This window comes from Calidifontibacillus erzurumensis (assembly GCF_013303125.1).
GTDB lineage: Bacteria > Bacillota > Bacilli > Bacillales > Bacillaceae_J > Calidifontibacillus > Calidifontibacillus erzurumensis.
In genome coordinates, this window is the sequence record NZ_JABTTE010000013.1 from 86242 (window position 1) to 102269 (window position 16028).

The window sequence follows — 16028 nt, forward strand, 5'->3', positions numbered from 1 at the left end:
AGCCTTGACTTGACAACTATATTCCGAAGACTGGGCTTGCACAACTGCCAACCCTTTTATTCAATCATTTTCCAATGAACGGATCTTTCTGTTCATCGAATGGCGGGTAAAGCTGAGGGTGTAATAGACTTCCTAATTTTTGCAAACCGACGAGAAGTCTTGGAGACGGCCGGCAAAATAACGGTTCATCTAGTATATATAATTCTTTATCCCGAATTGCTTTTATTTGATCAGCATGAGGGCGGTTTAAAATAAGGTTTGGATTAATTCTTTCTTTCTGAACACCAACCCAAACAATGCACATTACATCTGGATTTCTTTGAATGACTTCTTCCCAATTTGTTTGAATGCTTGCTTCAGGATGATCTTGAAAAATATTAATCCCTCCAGCTAGCGTGCTCATTTCTGTTAACCAATTTGACGCACCCGGAGTAAAAATCGGTTTCGCCCACCATTCCCAATATATTTTTTTCGGATTTTCTACTTGGTTAGAAAGATCACGATAGGTTTCGAGCAGTTGATAAAATTTATCCACCCACTCTTTGGCAAACGCTTCACGATTAGTTGCCTTTCCGACAAATAACATACACTCTGCCAATTCTTTTAATGACGTTGGATTCGGCACAATAACATAAGGAATATTCCTTTTCTCCAACTCTTTAATATTCCGTTCCATGCCGGGAACAGACAGCGATGCCAATACTAGATCAGGTTTAAGCTCTTCCACTTGATCCATGTCGATGTTTAAATCCGGACCAAGTTTAGGCAATGTTTTCACTTCTTCAGGCCAATCCGAATAATTGTCAACCGCCATTAAGGAAGAAGTTAACCCTAAATATGCTGCTATTTCAGTATTACTTGGACAGATAGAAATAATTTTCATATAAATTCCCCTTTGTTTTTTTCAGTTTCAAACGTGACGGCTGTTAAGAATCTTCCAAAAATTTTAAAAGAACGCCCCTCTCCCTTTATATATTATTTCATATTTATTGTTTTTAGGTTATGTAAAAAGCTCAATATTGAAAATTGATGAGTCTACCACTATTTTTTTACATATAACCTATAAAAGAATGCCTCTATTCTTCTATTGTTGTATATAAATAGCATAAATGTTCTTATACTAAAAAAACCTTTCTAATAAAAAGAAAAACCTGCAGAGAATCTTCTCTACAGGTGTTTTATAAGAGCATTTGATATTAGATTATAGGCAAGTACAGACTTTTGCCTCCAGTCTCTATTAACCTTGCCGATTTGGTAACCATAGCGAAAGGTCTGGCCATGCCATAACCAAAACCATATAAATGATCATTACAATGATAAACGGGAAGGCCCCTTTAAATACTTCACCCAATTTTGATTTAGCAATCCCTGAAATTACGAAGAGATTCAAACCAACCGGTGGCGTAATTTGTGCAATTTCCATGTTTATGATCATAACAATCGCAAAATGGATTGGGTTAATTCCTAATGTAATCATAATTGGCAATAACAACGGCAGTGTTATTAGCATAATCGAAGAAGACTCTAGGAACATTCCCAAAATAAAGAATAGAATCGCTGTTAATACAAAGAATAAAACTATATTTAAAGATTCTATTGCCAACATTTTTTCAGCGAGCATTTGCGGTATTTGCTCTTGTGTCATGAACAAAGAGAATGTCATTGCCCCACCAATGATTAACATAATCATTGAAGTGATACCAATACTTTCATTAATAATTTCTTTCCATTTTTGAAGGGATCTCTCTTTATATACAAAAATAGAGATAATGACCGCATAAACGGCTGATACAATGGAGGCTTCCGTCGGTGTTGTGGCACCGCTGTAGATACACCCTAAAATTAATACTGGTAAAAATGCACCTGGGATTGCCATTTTTGAAGCTTTAATTCTTTCAGACATACTCGCTTTCGGTAATTTTCCATAGCCTTTAATGCGAGCATAAATAATTGAATAGATGATAAGAACTAAAGTTAAGCCTAAACCTGGTATCACCCCTGCTAAAAATAGTGCACCGATCGATTGTTCTGTAACAACCCCATAAACGATTAATGGGATGCTCGGCGGAATGAGAATTCCTAATGTACCGGCAGATGCCACTAATCCCATTGCATATTTCTTACTGTAACCTGCTTCAATCATAGCCGGAACCATAATGGAGCCGATCGCCGCTGCCGTTGCAGGACTAGAACCACTGATTGCTGCAAAAAACATACATGCAAGAATCGTTACAACTGATAAACCACCAGATACATGGCCAATCCATGACCTTAAGGATTCAATTAAATATTTTGCAATTCCACCTTTAGCAATGATCGTACCTGCTAAAACGAATCCTGGAATTGCCATCAAAGTGATATGGTTTAAACTAGTAAAGATTTTTTGTGGAATTGTCCATAATGCAAAACTTCCATCAAGATAAAACATAAATGTCGTCGCAGCTAACAGTGCAACTGCAATCGGAACCCTTAATAGAAGGAGGATCGCAAAGATACTAAAAAGCAGTATGGTTTCCATCTAGATGTCCCCCCTCTACATTTTGATTTTTTATAACTTTTATTAATCTTTCAATAAAACGGACTAAAAATAACAACCCGGATATCGGCATAATCAAATAATAAATCCAATAAGGGATTCTAGTGTCCATCGTCACTTGCCCACTTTGAAAAGAATGGCTTACTAACTCAATGCCAGCAAATACTAAGAATAAACAAAAACCGATTCCAACTAGGTTTGCAAAAATATCCACAGCCTTTTTTATTCTCCTTGGAAGCATTGCGTAAAAAATATCAACGCTAATATGATGGTGATCCCTAAGCGCAACTGATAAACCAAACAAAATTCCCCATACAACTAGAATACTAGCTGTTTCATTAATCCATGTTGTTGGATCATTGAAAACATATCGCATGATAACTTCATAAAACATTAATCCAAGACCAACGAGAAAAAATAAACTCGAAAAGAAATCCTCAAATAAAGTAAAGATCTTTTTCATAACATTCAATGTCTTTGCCTCCTTCTGCTAATAGTAACTAAGTTGTATCATTGGACAGCCTTACTAAAAATGGAAGAGCGAACTCTTCCTTTTTAGTTCCAGCTTCAAGTTTTTATTCTCCGGCTTCAATCGCTTTATTAATAATTTCTTGATTCATTTTTGCCGCCCATTTATCAAAAACAGGTTGAACCGCTTTCTTAAATTCTTCTTTTTGCACATCTGTTAATTCTATGATTTCCATCTTGCCTTCACTTTTTATTTTTTCGAGTGAAGATGTTTCAAGGTTTTCAACTTGTTTTCTTCCTTCTTCAGTAGCTGCTTTCATTGCATCTATTAATAATTGTTGCGTTTCTTGATTTAATCCATCCCACCATTTTTTGTTTGTAACAACCACATATTCAGATCTTGTGTGACTAGTAAGTGTTAAATATTTTTGTACTTCCCCATATTTTTGTGTCTCAATATTAACGACACTATTTTCCTGACCATCAATAGTGCCTAATTGGAGAGCTTGATAAGTTTCATTGAATGCAATTTTTGTTGATGCTGCCCCCATCGCATCATATATTTCATTGATAATTTGACCGCCATGTGTACGAATTTTTAAACCTTTCAAATCACTTGGCTCATCAATTGCTACTTTATTGTTCGTAATGTGTTTAAAACCATTTGGCCAAAATGCAAGACCTTTCATCCCATACTCTTCTAATGTTGAAAGTAGTTGTTGACCGCCTTCGCCATCTTCAAAAGCTTGAAGATGTTCTTCATTTTTAAATAAAAATGGCAAGTCGAAAATTTCAAATGTTTCTTCAAATCCACTTAACTTAGCAGCAGCCGGAATAATCATTTGTACATTGCCTGCTTGTACAGCCTCTATTTCATCATGATCCCCGTACAACTGACCAGATGGGAAAACTTTTACTTCAATTTTTCCATCACTTGCTTCTTCAACGAGTTCTTTAAATTTAAGGGCTGCCAGTCCTTTTGGTGTGTTATCTGCAGCCACGTGCGATAATTTAATTTCTAATTCTTGAATTCCAGATTCGCTTCCATTTGATGCTTCTGTAGAAGCTGAATCACTCCCACAGGCCGCAAGCGGAAATATTAGTGATAAAGATAATAGTGACATTGTCATTAGCTTTTTAATTTTCATTTGCTGTAACCCCTTTCAATTCTTTTCAAATTCCTTTCAATCAAATATTTTCATCGTACTTGTAATGAACGAATTGTAAGTACTGTAAAATTCTCTTTCATATAGAGAATAGTGAGGTCTATTTTTTTTATCTTCCCAGTTTCGCATCCAAAGTTTTGCAATTTAGCACTTTTTATAGTTGGAAAATAGTTCTATTGAATAGGATTCAAAATCAAATGCTATAATGTCTTTTACACCGAAATAAGAAATCGAAAAGCAACAGTATAAAATCTACCATGTTAGACCCATTCAAACGCTGATCGATAAAGTTGCATTAAACAATAACCAACTCAATAACTTCGACATCTGTCTTGTATGACTCCCCCTTCTCATTTCCGATGCATAATTGGTCAATGCTATCTAAACTATAGGTTTATGTTAATCAATATTTCGAATTAAATAAAATATCAAAATTTTATCCAGCTCCATAAGAAAAACTTATTGAGTTTTAACTTTAACACTTGTTGGGAAACCTAGTTTTATTAGATTGCTAATATTTTAATATAGTATTATAATTTTAAATAAATTAAATTCGGAATATTTTATCAACTCCACAAGGTATGAGGAGGCTGCTTTTTATGGATGAAAAAGATTGGAATATATTGCAGACCCTTTATGAAGAACGAAATATTACAAAAGCTGCCCAACGTTTATATATCTCACAGCCCGCATTATCTTATCGGATTCAAGCTCTTGAAAAAGAATTCAATACAACGATTATTTCTAGAGGTCAAAAAGGGGTTGAATTTACAATTCAAGGGGAATATCTCGTAAAATATTCTAAAGAAATGCTCATGCAGCTCCGTAAAGCGAAAGAGTATGTTGCAAATCTTGAGAATACGATTAAAGGCACGCTTAGACTGGGTGCATCTGGAATGTTTGCCCGCTATGAACTCCCCTTTCTATTAAAAAATTTCCTTTATCGGTATCCAAATGTCGACATCAATTTAAAAACTGGTTGGAGTTCGGAAATTAATCAAATGTTGCATAGAGAAGAAGTCCATATTGGTATTGTCCGAGGCGACTATAACTGGCAAGGAAAAAAAGTTTTATTTCGAGAAGAACATATTTGTGTAGCTTCTATAAATCAAATAGATTTCGATGAATTACCATCACTTTCAAGAATTAATTACCAAACAGATCCATCATTAAAAAACCAGATTGATAACTGGTGGCAAGAGACCTATAAAGTTCCCCCAAAAATATCTATGGAAGTGGACCGCATCGATACTTGCAAACAGATGGTTCTTAATGGTTTAGGGTATGCTATTTTTCCTAGCATTTGTGTAAAAAAAGATGAACCACTTTTTACTGCTCCGATTATGAAAGATGGTAAACCTCTAGTTCGAAATACTTGGATCATGTATCGGGAGAACACATTACAATTAGCATATGTTCGTGCATTTATCGATTTTTTACATGAATGTTCGGATCTAAATTAATATTTGTCTTATAAAAAGAAAAGAAGAAATCATATTGATCTCTTCTTTTCTATAAGGATATTTTAAACCTTTTGGAGAGGGATAGGGGACTCTTTTATTGTTTAGCTGAAATTCCGCTAGTTGCTGCAACAGCCTTTTTTACAAGTTTAGCATGTTTAATAGCTTCTCTTTCATTTGCAACTCGCTCTTCTTGTGCGTAGTTTACTAGAGATAAATAACGATATACAAAATGAGAAAATTTAGAATATGGTGCTGTGAAAAATAACGCAGCCACACTTCCTAAATGAATAGCTAATAAAACTTGCATAATTGCAGTTTCACGAAGTGCTAATAACACCATTCCTGTGATTGCAACAATTAATAAAGCAACAGAAAATGCCGATCCTGTCTTAACAGCTTTTTCATCATTAACATCTTTGTCACTCTTCGATTTCAAATAAAGAAGTCCAATGAGACCAATGATAAGCATGATTCCACCCACAGATCCTAAAATAACAACTGGGTGTAAAAGAGGATATGGTGCTGGATCATGTAAAATGTGTTCGTAAAATGCTGCAAGTGTAGTAGATGCCAAATCAAGCAAGAATCCATAGCCTACAAGATGATGGAACAATCTACGTGATTTTGCAGGCTCTTCTGATGGATAAGTACAACCTGCACCTTCACCGTCTAAATATTTAAGACTTGCAGCATATAAGGTTGCTGTTTTTATATCTTTAAACAATACTTTTTCTTTAATTGATTTTCCAGATCTTATATCTTTCCAATATCTAGAAGCCCCAATACCCCACCCTGCGACCATCCATAATCCTAGCAGAGTAAAGACACTGATCATCAAGTTTTGCGGGAAAACTGCATAAAAAGCATTTTCTCCTGTATGCGGCTGTAACATTCCTTCCACGCCGCCATTTACAAACATAAACCCTAAGATAAATAAGATACTAAATACAAATGTTGCCCAAAACCCGCTTACACGTTCTCCTAGTGCCTTTGCCCATTTTCCTGGCCAAGCGTATTTTCTATATGTTTCCTCACGTAAACCAGCAAAAACTTTTGGTGGATGGATCCCAAAATCATGAGGAGGTATGAATGGGCAAGCATAGTAGCAATCTCGACAGTCATGGCAAAGATTAGCTAAATAAGTCATATCACGATCGCTAAATTCACGCCGCCATTCAATTGCTCTCCACACGGCACAATACCCTTCACAATAACGGCAAGCGTTACATAATTCCATCTGCCGTTTTCCATCTGCCATTAAATCTAATTTATCTGACATTTGCTGCTTCCCCCCCTGCAATTCTACCTAAACATGCACCCATTGTAAGACCAAATCCAGCTAGATAGCCGCGTCTTAATACATTACCAGCAGTAATTTCTCCGCAAGCAAACATATTTTTCGCTTCCGTTCCGTCTTCAAAAATAATTCTTGCTTGCTCATTCACCTTAACGCCAAGGTATGTGAATGTAATTCCAGTTCTTAATGGATATGCATAGAATGGAGCTTTTTCAATTTTTAATGCCCAATGGCTTTTTGGAGGCGTTAATCCTACTGTTCGACAGTCATCTAACTCTGCTGGATTAAAGTTTCCCGGGCGACAGGCCTCATTAAATTTTCTAACCGTTTCCTCCACGGCATCTGGATTAAGGCCTAATTTGATAGCTAATTCTCTAATCGTTGGTGCAGTCACTGGCTTCCAAACGGAAGGCAAGAATCTACTTAAAGCATCACTATCAATAATGGAATAGGCTACTTGATCGGGTTGCCTTGCAATTAAGCCGCCCCATATTGCATAGCGTTTCGGCCAGAAATCTTCCCCTTCATCGTAGAATCGTACGCCATTTTTATTAACCACAATTCCGAAAGGCACACTGTCCAAACGGGTTACAATTCCACCATCATACTTTGGTGCTCTACCATCGACTGCAACGGCATGAAAAGCATCCTTTTCACCCACTTGAGCAACACCTTTGTTTAATAGCATTTCAAGTACATTTCCTTGATTATAAGGTGTGCCACGGATAATGAAGTTTTCAGCAGCCTCGCCCCAATAACGTTTATGCCATTCAATATTAGCCTCAAAACCACCAGATGCAATAATGATCGCTTTCGCATTGACGGTTAGCATCTTATTATCTTTCCGTACTAGAGCCGCTTTGAACTTTGCACCATCTAATTCAATATCCTCAAGTTTCGCGTTATACCAGACTTCGACACCTTTTTTCTTGGCCGTCTGATAATAGGAATTCATTAAAGCTTTACCGCCGCCTAATTGGAAAATATTTGTTCTGCCTAGATGAAGAGTTCCAGAAAGAGTCGGCTGCCATCGTACGCCTTGAGATGCTAACCAATCTGGTAGTTCTGCAGATTTCCGAACGATTAATCTAGCAAGACTTTGATTTATTTCCCCACCAGCGACACGTTTTAAATCATCCATAAATTCTTCTTCTGTATACTGGCCTAACATGTATTCACTTTCTTCCAAATGCATGCATCTAAAATCCCTAGTCAGCCTGCTGTTTCCCCCACGGTAAAATTTAGGAGCACATTCAATTACTAGTACTCTTGCTCCGTGGTCCCGTGCCGATAAAGCAGCACTCATCCCGGCATTACCGCCACCGACTACTAAAACATCAGTTTCCATGATAGAGAGCTCCTTTCAAGATGAAAATTCTCTTGAAATAAAGATAACTTATTTTTCACAATAAAAATAATATTAATATTTTATATGAGTCGATAAAAGAATCTTATGGAGTTTGATTGGAGAGAGTTTTTTGGCAATAAAAAACGGGGACAACAAAACATGTCCCCTTATCCTATATAAAGCTGATTTTTTGTTTTGGAAGCCGTTCATTAACAAATTGCAAGAATATTTATCTATAAATGGAAGTTCTAGCATTGTATGAATTTTCCAATTACAACCCATAAACAATTTGCTCAATTGTGTGATTTTTCCTCATTTTAAACATAGACGCTTTTCAAGTTCTGCCTTTTTCTTTTCAAATCCAGGTTTCCCTAGTAAGGCAAACATGTTTGCTTTATAGGCTTCAACTCCGGGCTGATTGAATGGATTTACCCCTAATAGATAACCGCTCATCGCACATGCTTTTTCGAAAAAATAAACGAGATAGCCAAATGTGTACTCGTCTAACTGCGGAATAGAGATAATTAAATTCGGAACACCTCCATCTGTGTGGGCAAGCAATGTTCCTTCATAGGCTTTTTTATTAACAAAATCAACCGTTTTGCCAGCAAGATAATTCAATCCATCTAAATCGTTTTCGGTCTTTTCTATCATTAGTTCATGACGTGGTTTCTCCACCATGATAACTGTTTCAAATAAGTCGCGGCGGCCTTCTTGTATATATTGTCCTAATGAATGAAGATCCGTTGAAAAATTAGCAGATGAAGGAAAGATTCCTTTCTGATCCTTTCCTTCACTCTCTCCAAACAGTTGCTTCCACCATTCAGCGAAATATTGCAATGCTGGTTCATAATTAATTAGCAATTCAATCGTCTTTCCTCTGTTATATAAAATATTTCTGATAGCTGCATATTGATAAGCAGCATTTTCTTTCAGATCGGATTGACTAAAGTCTTCCCGTGCTGCTTGAGCCCCTTTCATCATTTCTTCAATATTTGCACCGCTTACTGCAATGGGCAGTAATCCCACAGCAGTTAAAACAGAATAGCGCCCTCCAACATCATCAGGAATTACAAATGTTTCAAACCCTTCTTCATCAGCCATTGTTCTTAGAGCTCCTCTTGCTCTATCTGTAGTGGCATAAATTCGACTAACAGCCTCTTTTTTGCCGTACTTTTCCTCCAATAATTTACGGAATATGCGAAAAGCAATCGCAGGCTCTGTTGTAGTGCCTGATTTGGAAATAACATTGATTGAAAAATCTTTTCCATCTAATAGATCCATTACATCTTTCATATAGGTAGAACTTATATTGTTGCCAACAAATATCACTTGCGGCATCTTGCGCTTTTCTTTTGGCAATACATTGTAAAAGCTATTGTTTAACGCCTCTATTGCAGCACGGGCCCCTAAATAAGAACCTCCAATTCCAATGACTAAAAGAACATCAGAATCCTTTTTTATTTTTTCTGCTGCTTTTTGGATATGGGAAAACTCCTCTTTGTCATAGTCAACCGGTAAATCCATCCATCCTAAATAATCACTACCTGCACCTGTTTTTTCATGTAAAGCAAGATGAGCAATCTCAACGGCATCCTGTAAATAAGTGAGTTCATGTTCTTCGAAAAAAGATAGTGCTTTGGAATAATCAAATTGAATATGTGTCATGTGCTACCTCCATTTATAATGCTTACTTGAGGAACCAAATTTGCGCATCTTTCATCGTGTCTCGCCTTATCAATCACTTTACAAAGGTGGTATACGTCATTATCTATTTTTAATACTTCACAAACCTTTTTTGGAAACGTGAATTTTTTTCCTTTGCAAGTTCCTAAAGAAATGGATTTTTAGATCTGCTCAGTCGATATCTAACGGAAGCTAAATGGTTTAAAACTAAACTCTTCCATTTCCTTTTATCCTAAATTTGGCTCCCCTCTGTAGGATCCGTGAAATTCCCCGAATGAAGGATTAAATAGAAAGCTCTTTTGTCAAAGTTAATAGGTTCTTATCTATTGTATGAGTTTCTTTCAAAATCTCAGAAATTTCATGATCAACGATTTTGTTATTGACAATCCCTACAGCTCTACCGCCTTTTCCTTCCATTAAAAGTTCTACGGCACGTGCACCAAGACGACTAGCTAATATGCGATCAAATACTGTAGGGGACCCACCGCGTTGTATATGTCCTAATATAGAGACGCGAGTATCAAAATTGGTTAGCTCTTCAATTTGCTTGCCTAATTCAACACCGCTTGTAACCCCTTCTGCAACAATGATGATACTATGTTTCTTGCCTCGCTCGTAACTTTTCTTCAATCGGTCGATAATTTCCTGAATGTCATAATCCTCTTCGGGTATCAGGATTGATTCCGCACCACCAGCAAGCCCGGCCCAAAGTGCGATATCACCTGCATGGCGGCCCATTACTTCAATGACAAAAGTGCGTTCATGTGACTGTGCCGTGTCTCTAATTTTATCAATGGCGCTAATAACCGTATTTAAAGCTGTATCAAAACCAATAGTAAACTGGGTGCCAGGAATATCATTATCGATCGTTCCGGGTACGCCAACGCACGGAAAACCGTACCCGGAAAGGGCGTTGGCCCCCCGGTAGGAACCGTCTCCTCCGATGACAACTAACCCCTCAATACCCTTTTTTCTTAACTGCTCTAGACCTTTTAGTTGACCATCTTTTGTCTTAAATTCCTCACACCTTGCGGAAAGCAACTTTGTGCCTCCATGGTGAATAATGTCACCTACAGAGCCTAGCTCGAGTTTCTCTATATTTCCATTTATTAAACCTGCAAATCCACCTATGATTCCGTATACTTCCAAACCGTGGTAAATGGCTTTCCGAACAACTGCTCTAACAGCAGCATTCATTCCAGGAGCATCTCCTCCACTCGTTAAAACACCTATTCTCTTCACGGATTCACCTCATAAAATTATAAATTTGTAGTAAAATAGGTTATTTTTGTATAGTCTTTTTTACAGTTTGGATGACCTCATCCGTTGTACTCATTTGTAATGCTGTTTGAGCTAAATCTTCCATTTCTTTTTTAGAAAGTTGTAGAATTTGTGATCTTGCTTTTAAAATCGAGGTTGCGCTCATAGAGAATTCATCGAGACCTAAACCGAGCAATAAAGGAATTGCAATTTCATCTCCTGCCATTTCTCCACACATCCCTGCCCATTTTCCTTCTTTATGGGCGGCATCAATGACCATTTTCACCAACCTTAAAATCGCTGGACTATAAGGTTGATATAAATAGGAAACCCGTTCATTCATTCGGTCCGCAGCCATCGTGTATTGAATTAAATCATTCGTACCTATACTAAAGAAATCGACCTCTTTCGCAAATTGGTCTGCCATCACAGCTGTCGATGGAATTTCTACCATCATTCCTACCTCAATATCATCTGAAACTGGAACACCTTCCCCAATAAGCTTTTGCTTTTCCTCTTCAAAAATTCTTTTTGCTTGACGGTATTCATCTAAGGTAGCAATCATCGGGAACATAATTTTTAAATTTCCATAAGAGCTTGCACGAAGTAATGCACGTAATTGAGTTCTAAAAATATCTTGCTTATCTAAACAAAGACGAATGGCACGAAATCCAAGAAACGGATTCATTTCCTTTGGAAGATTTAAATACGGAAGTTCTTTATCTCCGCCAATATCCAATGTACGCACGACAACAGGCTTTCCGTCCAAGCGTTCAAGTACTGCTTTGTAAGATTCAAATTGTTCTTCTTCTGTTGGCAATTCATTTCTTCCCATATAAAAGAATTCAGTGCGGAATAAACCTACACCTTCACCACCATTATTCACAACACTCTCTACATCATTGGGTGTTCCAATATTAGCAACTAATTTAACCTGGTGTCCATCCGCTGAAACTGTCTTTTCATTCAACAATTCCGCCCATTCTGCTTTTTGTTTTTCAAAACGGATTTGTTCATCTTTATATCGCTGAATAACTTCCTCGGAAGGATTCACGTGAACTTCCCCTTTTAGACCATCTACAATAATCAAGTCTCCATCTTTGATTACTTCAGTAGCTGTTTTGGTCCCAACTACCGCAGGGATTCCCATCGAACGAGCCATAATCGCTGAGTGGGATGTACGTCCACCGATATTCGTTATAAATGCTTTTACATATTGGGGATTTAATAGAGCAGTATCTGACGGCGTTAAATCCTCTGCAACCACAATTGCTTCTTCCGAAATCATACTTGGGTTTACAATTTTGACTCCAAGCAAATGAGAAAGAATGCGCTTTCGTACATCACGAATGTCAGCTGCTCTTTCTCTCATATACTCATCATCCAATTGTTCAAACATCATAATGAACATATCGGTCACTTCTTTTAATGCATGCTCTGCATTTACTTTTTCCGATTTGATTTTCTCTTCCACCGAAGCAACCATATCAGGGTCATTGACAATTAATATATGTGCCTCAAAAATTGCTGCTTTGTCTTCCCCTAAGTCGACTTTTGCTTTTTCACGGATCGCTTCCAATTCATTTATAGTTACGGTCAGGGCGCCTTGCAGCCGTTTTATTTCTTTCTCCACATCATCTACTTCTTTTTTTATAAAAGAAAGACTTGGCTGAACTAAAGAATAGGCTTTGGCCATCGCAATTCCACTGGAAGCTGCTATTCCTTTTAATAGGCTCATTTAAACAGCCAACCCTTCTTCATTTAATGTGGATTCTAATGATGTTAAAGCTTCTACTTCATCATTTCCTTCAGCACTGATCGTAATTTCTGCCCCTTGACCAACTCCAAGTGACATAACACCCATAATTGATTTTAAATTGACTTTCTTACCATTACTTTCAATACTGATTTCAGATTGAAATTGGCTTGCAGCATGTACTAATTTTGCGGCTGGACGGGCATGCAACCCCATTGCATCTATGACTTTAAATTTTTTAGTTACCATCGAATCAAACTCCCTTACTCTTGTATTAATGTTTTGAGGGACATAGGAATCAATCCCTTGTCCCACTGTTTTAGTTCATGTAAAAATCATTCATATCTGTTGAGTTAGTAGAATATGAGTTTTTTAGTTTTCTAGTTTATTAATCCGTTTTTCAAGCTCGAATTGTTTTTTTAGATTGCTTACAAGACGTTTAATTAATTGCAGCTCCGCCTGAGCTGTCATGAGATGGTCTTGAGCATGAATCGTAAGAAAGTTCGGAGTCATATTTTTATCTTGTTCACGGATTAATTGTGTTTGATATTTATGTCCCTTTAAAAACTCATCATTCGCTTCCTGTAAAAGCTTATCTGCTTCTTCGAAGTTGTATTCCTCTGCTTTATCTAACGCCTCATAAGCTAATCCTCTGGCATTTCCACCATGTAGGATCAACTGCATTGGCACTTGTTCAAAATCCATTAATATCTCACCCTTCTAATCCTTTAAGTATCTTTTTATCAAGATGCTGGAATTGAATTTTCACTTTCAATGATTTCTTTGCCAATAAGTGATTTTTCATAGCGTTTAAAGAATGGATAATAAATGAGTGTTGCTATGATTATATCGACGATTTGAAGAAGACCGGCTAAAACTGAACCACCCGTTGCAATAAATCCACCGAAGAAAATAGGTACAGTAAATGGAGGTTGTACAATGACCGGTGGGATGATTCCAGTTGCAAATAAAATATAGTTAATCGTGACGATGACAGCTGGTGCCAAAATAAACGGAACCATCATAAATGGGTTTAATACAATTGGCAAACCAAAAATAACCGGTTCATTAATATTAAAGAAATTTGGAATAATACTTGTCTTACCTATTTGTTTTAATTGTTGTGACTTTGACATCAACATTAAAAATGCCAATCCAAATGTAGCTCCTGAACCACCAAGATGGGCAAACATATGGAAAAATGGCTCTGTAACAATCCCTGTGGCTTTGACACCAGCGTTTACTGCATCAACATTTTGTGCTAATTGAGTCATCCAAAATGGATAAGCAACGGAAGAAACAACATTCATCCCATGTATACCCATCGACCATAACAACATCATAAGGACAATCATACCAAGAGCTGCCCAATAACTATTTGACGCTGCCACCAATGGGCTGAATAAATCTAATACAAGTTGAGGAATCGTTACCCCAAAGTTGGCCCATACAATCCAGGACAATGCCCAAACAGTTGGGATAATAAGCATAAACGGAACTAACGAATTAAATGTTCTTAACACATATGGTGGGACACCATCTGGCATTTTGATCGATAATCCACTTTTTTGAAGCCAGCGCATCCCTTCTGTTGTAAAAATACCTAGAATAATAGCAACAAATAAACCTTGCCCGCCTAAATAATTCAACACTTCTCCAAACGAGATTTGAGTAATATCAACGACAGGGAATGCAGTCAAAAAGAATGCAAGCATGGATAAGATACCGGCCATAACCGAATCCATACCATCATATCTGGATGCTAAGCTATAACCCACACCAAAACTTACTGTTAAAGCCATAATCCCAAATGTCAAATAAAACGGGAACAGGATTTGAGGTAAGATTGGTTCAATGGCTTTTGTCCAAGCATCAATAATTCCCCAATCTAATGATGTTGGTGGATTAGCAATAATTAGGAAAATAGCACCCGTAAGAATGACAGGTAAAGCGAAAATGACGAAAGCATCACGTATAGATTGTAAATAACGATTTTGCGCAATTCTTGCCAACGGACTCATTAAATGTTCTTCTACCCAATTCAACATATTCGATAACCCCCCTCTATAAATTTTGATTGATCAATAGTTTAACCCGTCTTCCTACATCATTTGTTCAACATGCTTAGTACTTGATCTAGTACCTTGTTTCCATCCATTAAAGCAAATGCCATTTGATCCACTAATTCAACCGGAGTATTATATTTTTCAGCTGTCTTCGTTACTTCTTTTTTCATATGACGAACTTGAGGTTCCAACAAAACCGCATGATATTGGCTTGCTTTTTGATTGAATTCACCTGTACCGCCTGCATCAACGACTAGATTAATTCCCCTAGCTTCAGCTGCTTGTTGTACCTTCTTAGCTAATTGGCTGGAAGTTGCCCCCCAACTGCATAAAATAATTAATTTAATTTGTTCTTCTGCCATTCCAATCATCTCCCTTTTCTATTTTTTAGTTGTTATTTCTCTTGCCATCGCATCGATTTGTTTGATTCTATTGATCATCCAATAGGAAAACCAAGAAGCTAAAAATATGACGATAGAAAACGCCAAACCAAAAAGCAATGTATTGAAAGCTTTTGGTTGTCCAGAGATCAATGCATGTAAGCCTGTACCTATCCAAATGATGGCGAATATATTGGCATAAATAATAAAAAATTTTTTCATTTTCGAACCCTCCGTTTTCTATTCATTCGTTCATCCTACTGAAGAGAGTTTTAAAGCACCCCCATATTGAAAAATTTTTTATAATTCATCCTTTCGCTCTCTTAATATTGCAAAAACCGCGCCAACTTACACAAACGTTGTCATATCAAGCTTGAAAGCACACACAAAAAAATGTGTGCAAAATTTTCTGCACACATCAAACTAGAATAGTGAACTACTCACCACTTATCAACCTTACGGTTTGATTGAAGTAGGAGCTTCTCGGGTAATCCTATCTAATGATAAGAAATTGACCGAGCTAACCCTCTCGTTCCGAAAGTTATTATTATTTATGCTATTATGCGTAATCCTTCATTTTTGATATTGATGGCTGAATTGTA

General features: G+C 37.0%; 15 protein-coding genes. 1 reads left to right on the plus strand and 14 read right to left on the minus strand.

Annotated elements, in window-relative coordinates:
• Positions 1-64 precede the first annotated feature (64 nt).
• The 4 genes from HR057_RS10575 to HR057_RS10590 form a co-directional block, all read right to left on the minus strand.
• Positions 65-883 (minus strand): cobalamin-binding protein, encoded by an 819-nt coding sequence (locus HR057_RS10575; RefSeq protein ID WP_173731403.1) that lies wholly within the window; start codon positions 881-883, stop codon positions 65-67.
• 354 nt (positions 884-1237) lie between these two features.
• Positions 1238-2518: a TRAP transporter large permease gene (locus tag HR057_RS10580; protein WP_173731404.1), complete on the minus strand. Its 1281-nt coding sequence runs from the start codon at positions 2516-2518 to the stop codon at positions 1238-1240.
• On the minus strand, positions 2496-2999 hold the full coding sequence (locus tag HR057_RS10585) for a TRAP transporter small permease (protein WP_230474429.1): 504 nt from the start codon (positions 2997-2999) through the stop codon (positions 2496-2498). The genes HR057_RS10580 and HR057_RS10585 overlap by 23 nt, the downstream gene beginning before the upstream one ends.
• A 112-nt stretch (positions 3000-3111) precedes the next feature.
• Positions 3112-4152 carry a DctP family TRAP transporter solute-binding subunit gene (locus HR057_RS10590; protein WP_173731406.1) on the minus strand — a complete coding sequence of 347 codons (1041 nt, stop codon included), beginning with the start codon at positions 4150-4152 and terminating at the stop codon, positions 3112-3114.
• Between the two features lie 617 nt (positions 4153-4769).
• Here HR057_RS10590 and HR057_RS10595 point away from each other — a divergent pair.
• Positions 4770-5633, plus strand: a complete 864-nt coding sequence (locus tag HR057_RS10595; protein ID WP_173731407.1) for a LysR family transcriptional regulator — start codon at positions 4770-4772, stop codon at positions 5631-5633.
• 94 nt (positions 5634-5727) lie between these two features.
• Here HR057_RS10595 and tcuB read toward each other — a convergent pair whose 3' ends face one another.
• From tcuB to HR057_RS10645, 10 genes are all read right to left on the minus strand, one after another.
• Entirely contained in the window at positions 5728-6912 is a 1185-nt protein-coding gene (tcuB, locus tag HR057_RS10600) for a tricarballylate utilization 4Fe-4S protein TcuB (RefSeq protein WP_173731408.1), read from the minus strand.
• On the minus strand, positions 6902-8278 hold the full coding sequence (gene tcuA / locus HR057_RS10605; RefSeq protein WP_173731409.1) for an FAD-dependent tricarballylate dehydrogenase TcuA: 1377 nt from the start codon (positions 8276-8278) through the stop codon (positions 6902-6904). Before tcuA ends, tcuB begins: the two co-directional genes overlap by 11 nt.
• A 312-nt stretch (positions 8279-8590) precedes the next feature.
• A complete protein-coding gene (locus tag HR057_RS10610; RefSeq protein ID WP_173731410.1) occupies positions 8591-9946 on the minus strand; it encodes a glucose-6-phosphate isomerase in 1356 nt (451 codons plus the stop codon).
• Between the two features lie 300 nt (positions 9947-10246).
• On the minus strand, positions 10247-11206 hold the full coding sequence (pfkA, locus tag HR057_RS10615; protein ID WP_173731411.1) for a 6-phosphofructokinase: 960 nt from the start codon (positions 11204-11206) through the stop codon (positions 10247-10249).
• A 40-nt stretch (positions 11207-11246) separates the two neighbouring features.
• Positions 11247-12962, minus strand: a complete 1716-nt coding sequence (gene ptsP, locus HR057_RS10620; RefSeq protein ID WP_173731412.1) for a phosphoenolpyruvate--protein phosphotransferase — start codon at positions 12960-12962, stop codon at positions 11247-11249.
• Positions 12963-13229: a phosphocarrier protein HPr gene (locus tag HR057_RS10625; protein ID WP_173731413.1), complete on the minus strand. Its 267-nt coding sequence runs from the start codon at positions 13227-13229 to the stop codon at positions 12963-12965. It lies immediately after the preceding gene.
• 123 nt (positions 13230-13352) lie between these two features.
• Positions 13353-13691, minus strand: coding sequence for a PTS lactose/cellobiose transporter subunit IIA (locus HR057_RS10630; protein WP_329955872.1), 339 nt, complete (start codon positions 13689-13691; stop codon positions 13353-13355).
• Between the two features lie 32 nt (positions 13692-13723).
• The gene (locus HR057_RS10635) at positions 13724-15028 is read right to left on the minus strand and encodes a PTS sugar transporter subunit IIC (RefSeq protein WP_173731415.1); all 1305 of its coding nucleotides are present in this window, start codon (positions 15026-15028) and stop codon (positions 13724-13726) included.
• Positions 15029-15087: 59 nt separating this feature from the next.
• Positions 15088-15408 (minus strand): PTS sugar transporter subunit IIB, encoded by a 321-nt coding sequence (locus HR057_RS10640; protein WP_173731416.1) that lies wholly within the window; start codon positions 15406-15408, stop codon positions 15088-15090.
• 18 nt (positions 15409-15426) lie between these two features.
• Complete coding sequence (locus HR057_RS10645) at positions 15427-15648, minus strand: hypothetical protein (RefSeq protein ID WP_173731417.1); 222 nt, start codon at positions 15646-15648, stop codon at positions 15427-15429.
• Positions 15649-16028: the final 380 nt, after the last annotated feature.

Coding starts and splice junctions, on each gene's coding strand:
- HR057_RS10575 (WP_173731403.1), bottom strand. CDS start 883: ATGAAAATTATTTCTATCTGTCCAAGTAATACTGAAATAGCAGCATAT.
- HR057_RS10580 (WP_173731404.1), bottom strand. CDS start 2,518: ATGGAAACCATACTGCTTTTTAGTATCTTTGCGATCCTCCTTCTATTA.
- HR057_RS10585 (WP_230474429.1), bottom strand. CDS start 2,999: ATGAAAAAGATCTTTACTTTATTTGAGGATTTCTTTTCGAGTTTATTT.
- HR057_RS10590 (WP_173731406.1), bottom strand. CDS start 4,152: ATGAAAATTAAAAAGCTAATGACAATGTCACTATTATCTTTATCACTA.
- HR057_RS10595 (WP_173731407.1), top strand. CDS start 4,770: ATGGATGAAAAAGATTGGAATATATTGCAGACCCTTTATGAAGAACGA.
- tcuB (WP_173731408.1), bottom strand. CDS start 6,912: ATGTCAGATAAATTAGATTTAATGGCAGATGGAAAACGGCAGATGGAA.
- tcuA (WP_173731409.1), bottom strand. CDS start 8,278: ATGGAAACTGATGTTTTAGTAGTCGGTGGCGGTAATGCCGGGATGAGT.
- HR057_RS10610 (WP_173731410.1), bottom strand. CDS start 9,946: ATGACACATATTCAATTTGATTATTCCAAAGCACTATCTTTTTTCGAA.
- ptsP (WP_173731412.1), bottom strand. CDS start 12,962: ATGAGCCTATTAAAAGGAATAGCAGCTTCCAGTGGAATTGCGATGGCC.
- HR057_RS10625 (WP_173731413.1), bottom strand. CDS start 13,229: ATGGTAACTAAAAAATTTAAAGTCATAGATGCAATGGGGTTGCATGCC.
- HR057_RS10635 (WP_173731415.1), bottom strand. CDS start 15,028: ATGTTGAATTGGGTAGAAGAACATTTAATGAGTCCGTTGGCAAGAATT.
- HR057_RS10640 (WP_173731416.1), bottom strand. CDS start 15,408: ATGGCAGAAGAACAAATTAAATTAATTATTTTATGCAGTTGGGGGGCA.
- HR057_RS10645 (WP_173731417.1), bottom strand. CDS start 15,648: ATGAAAAAATTTTTTATTATTTATGCCAATATATTCGCCATCATTTGG.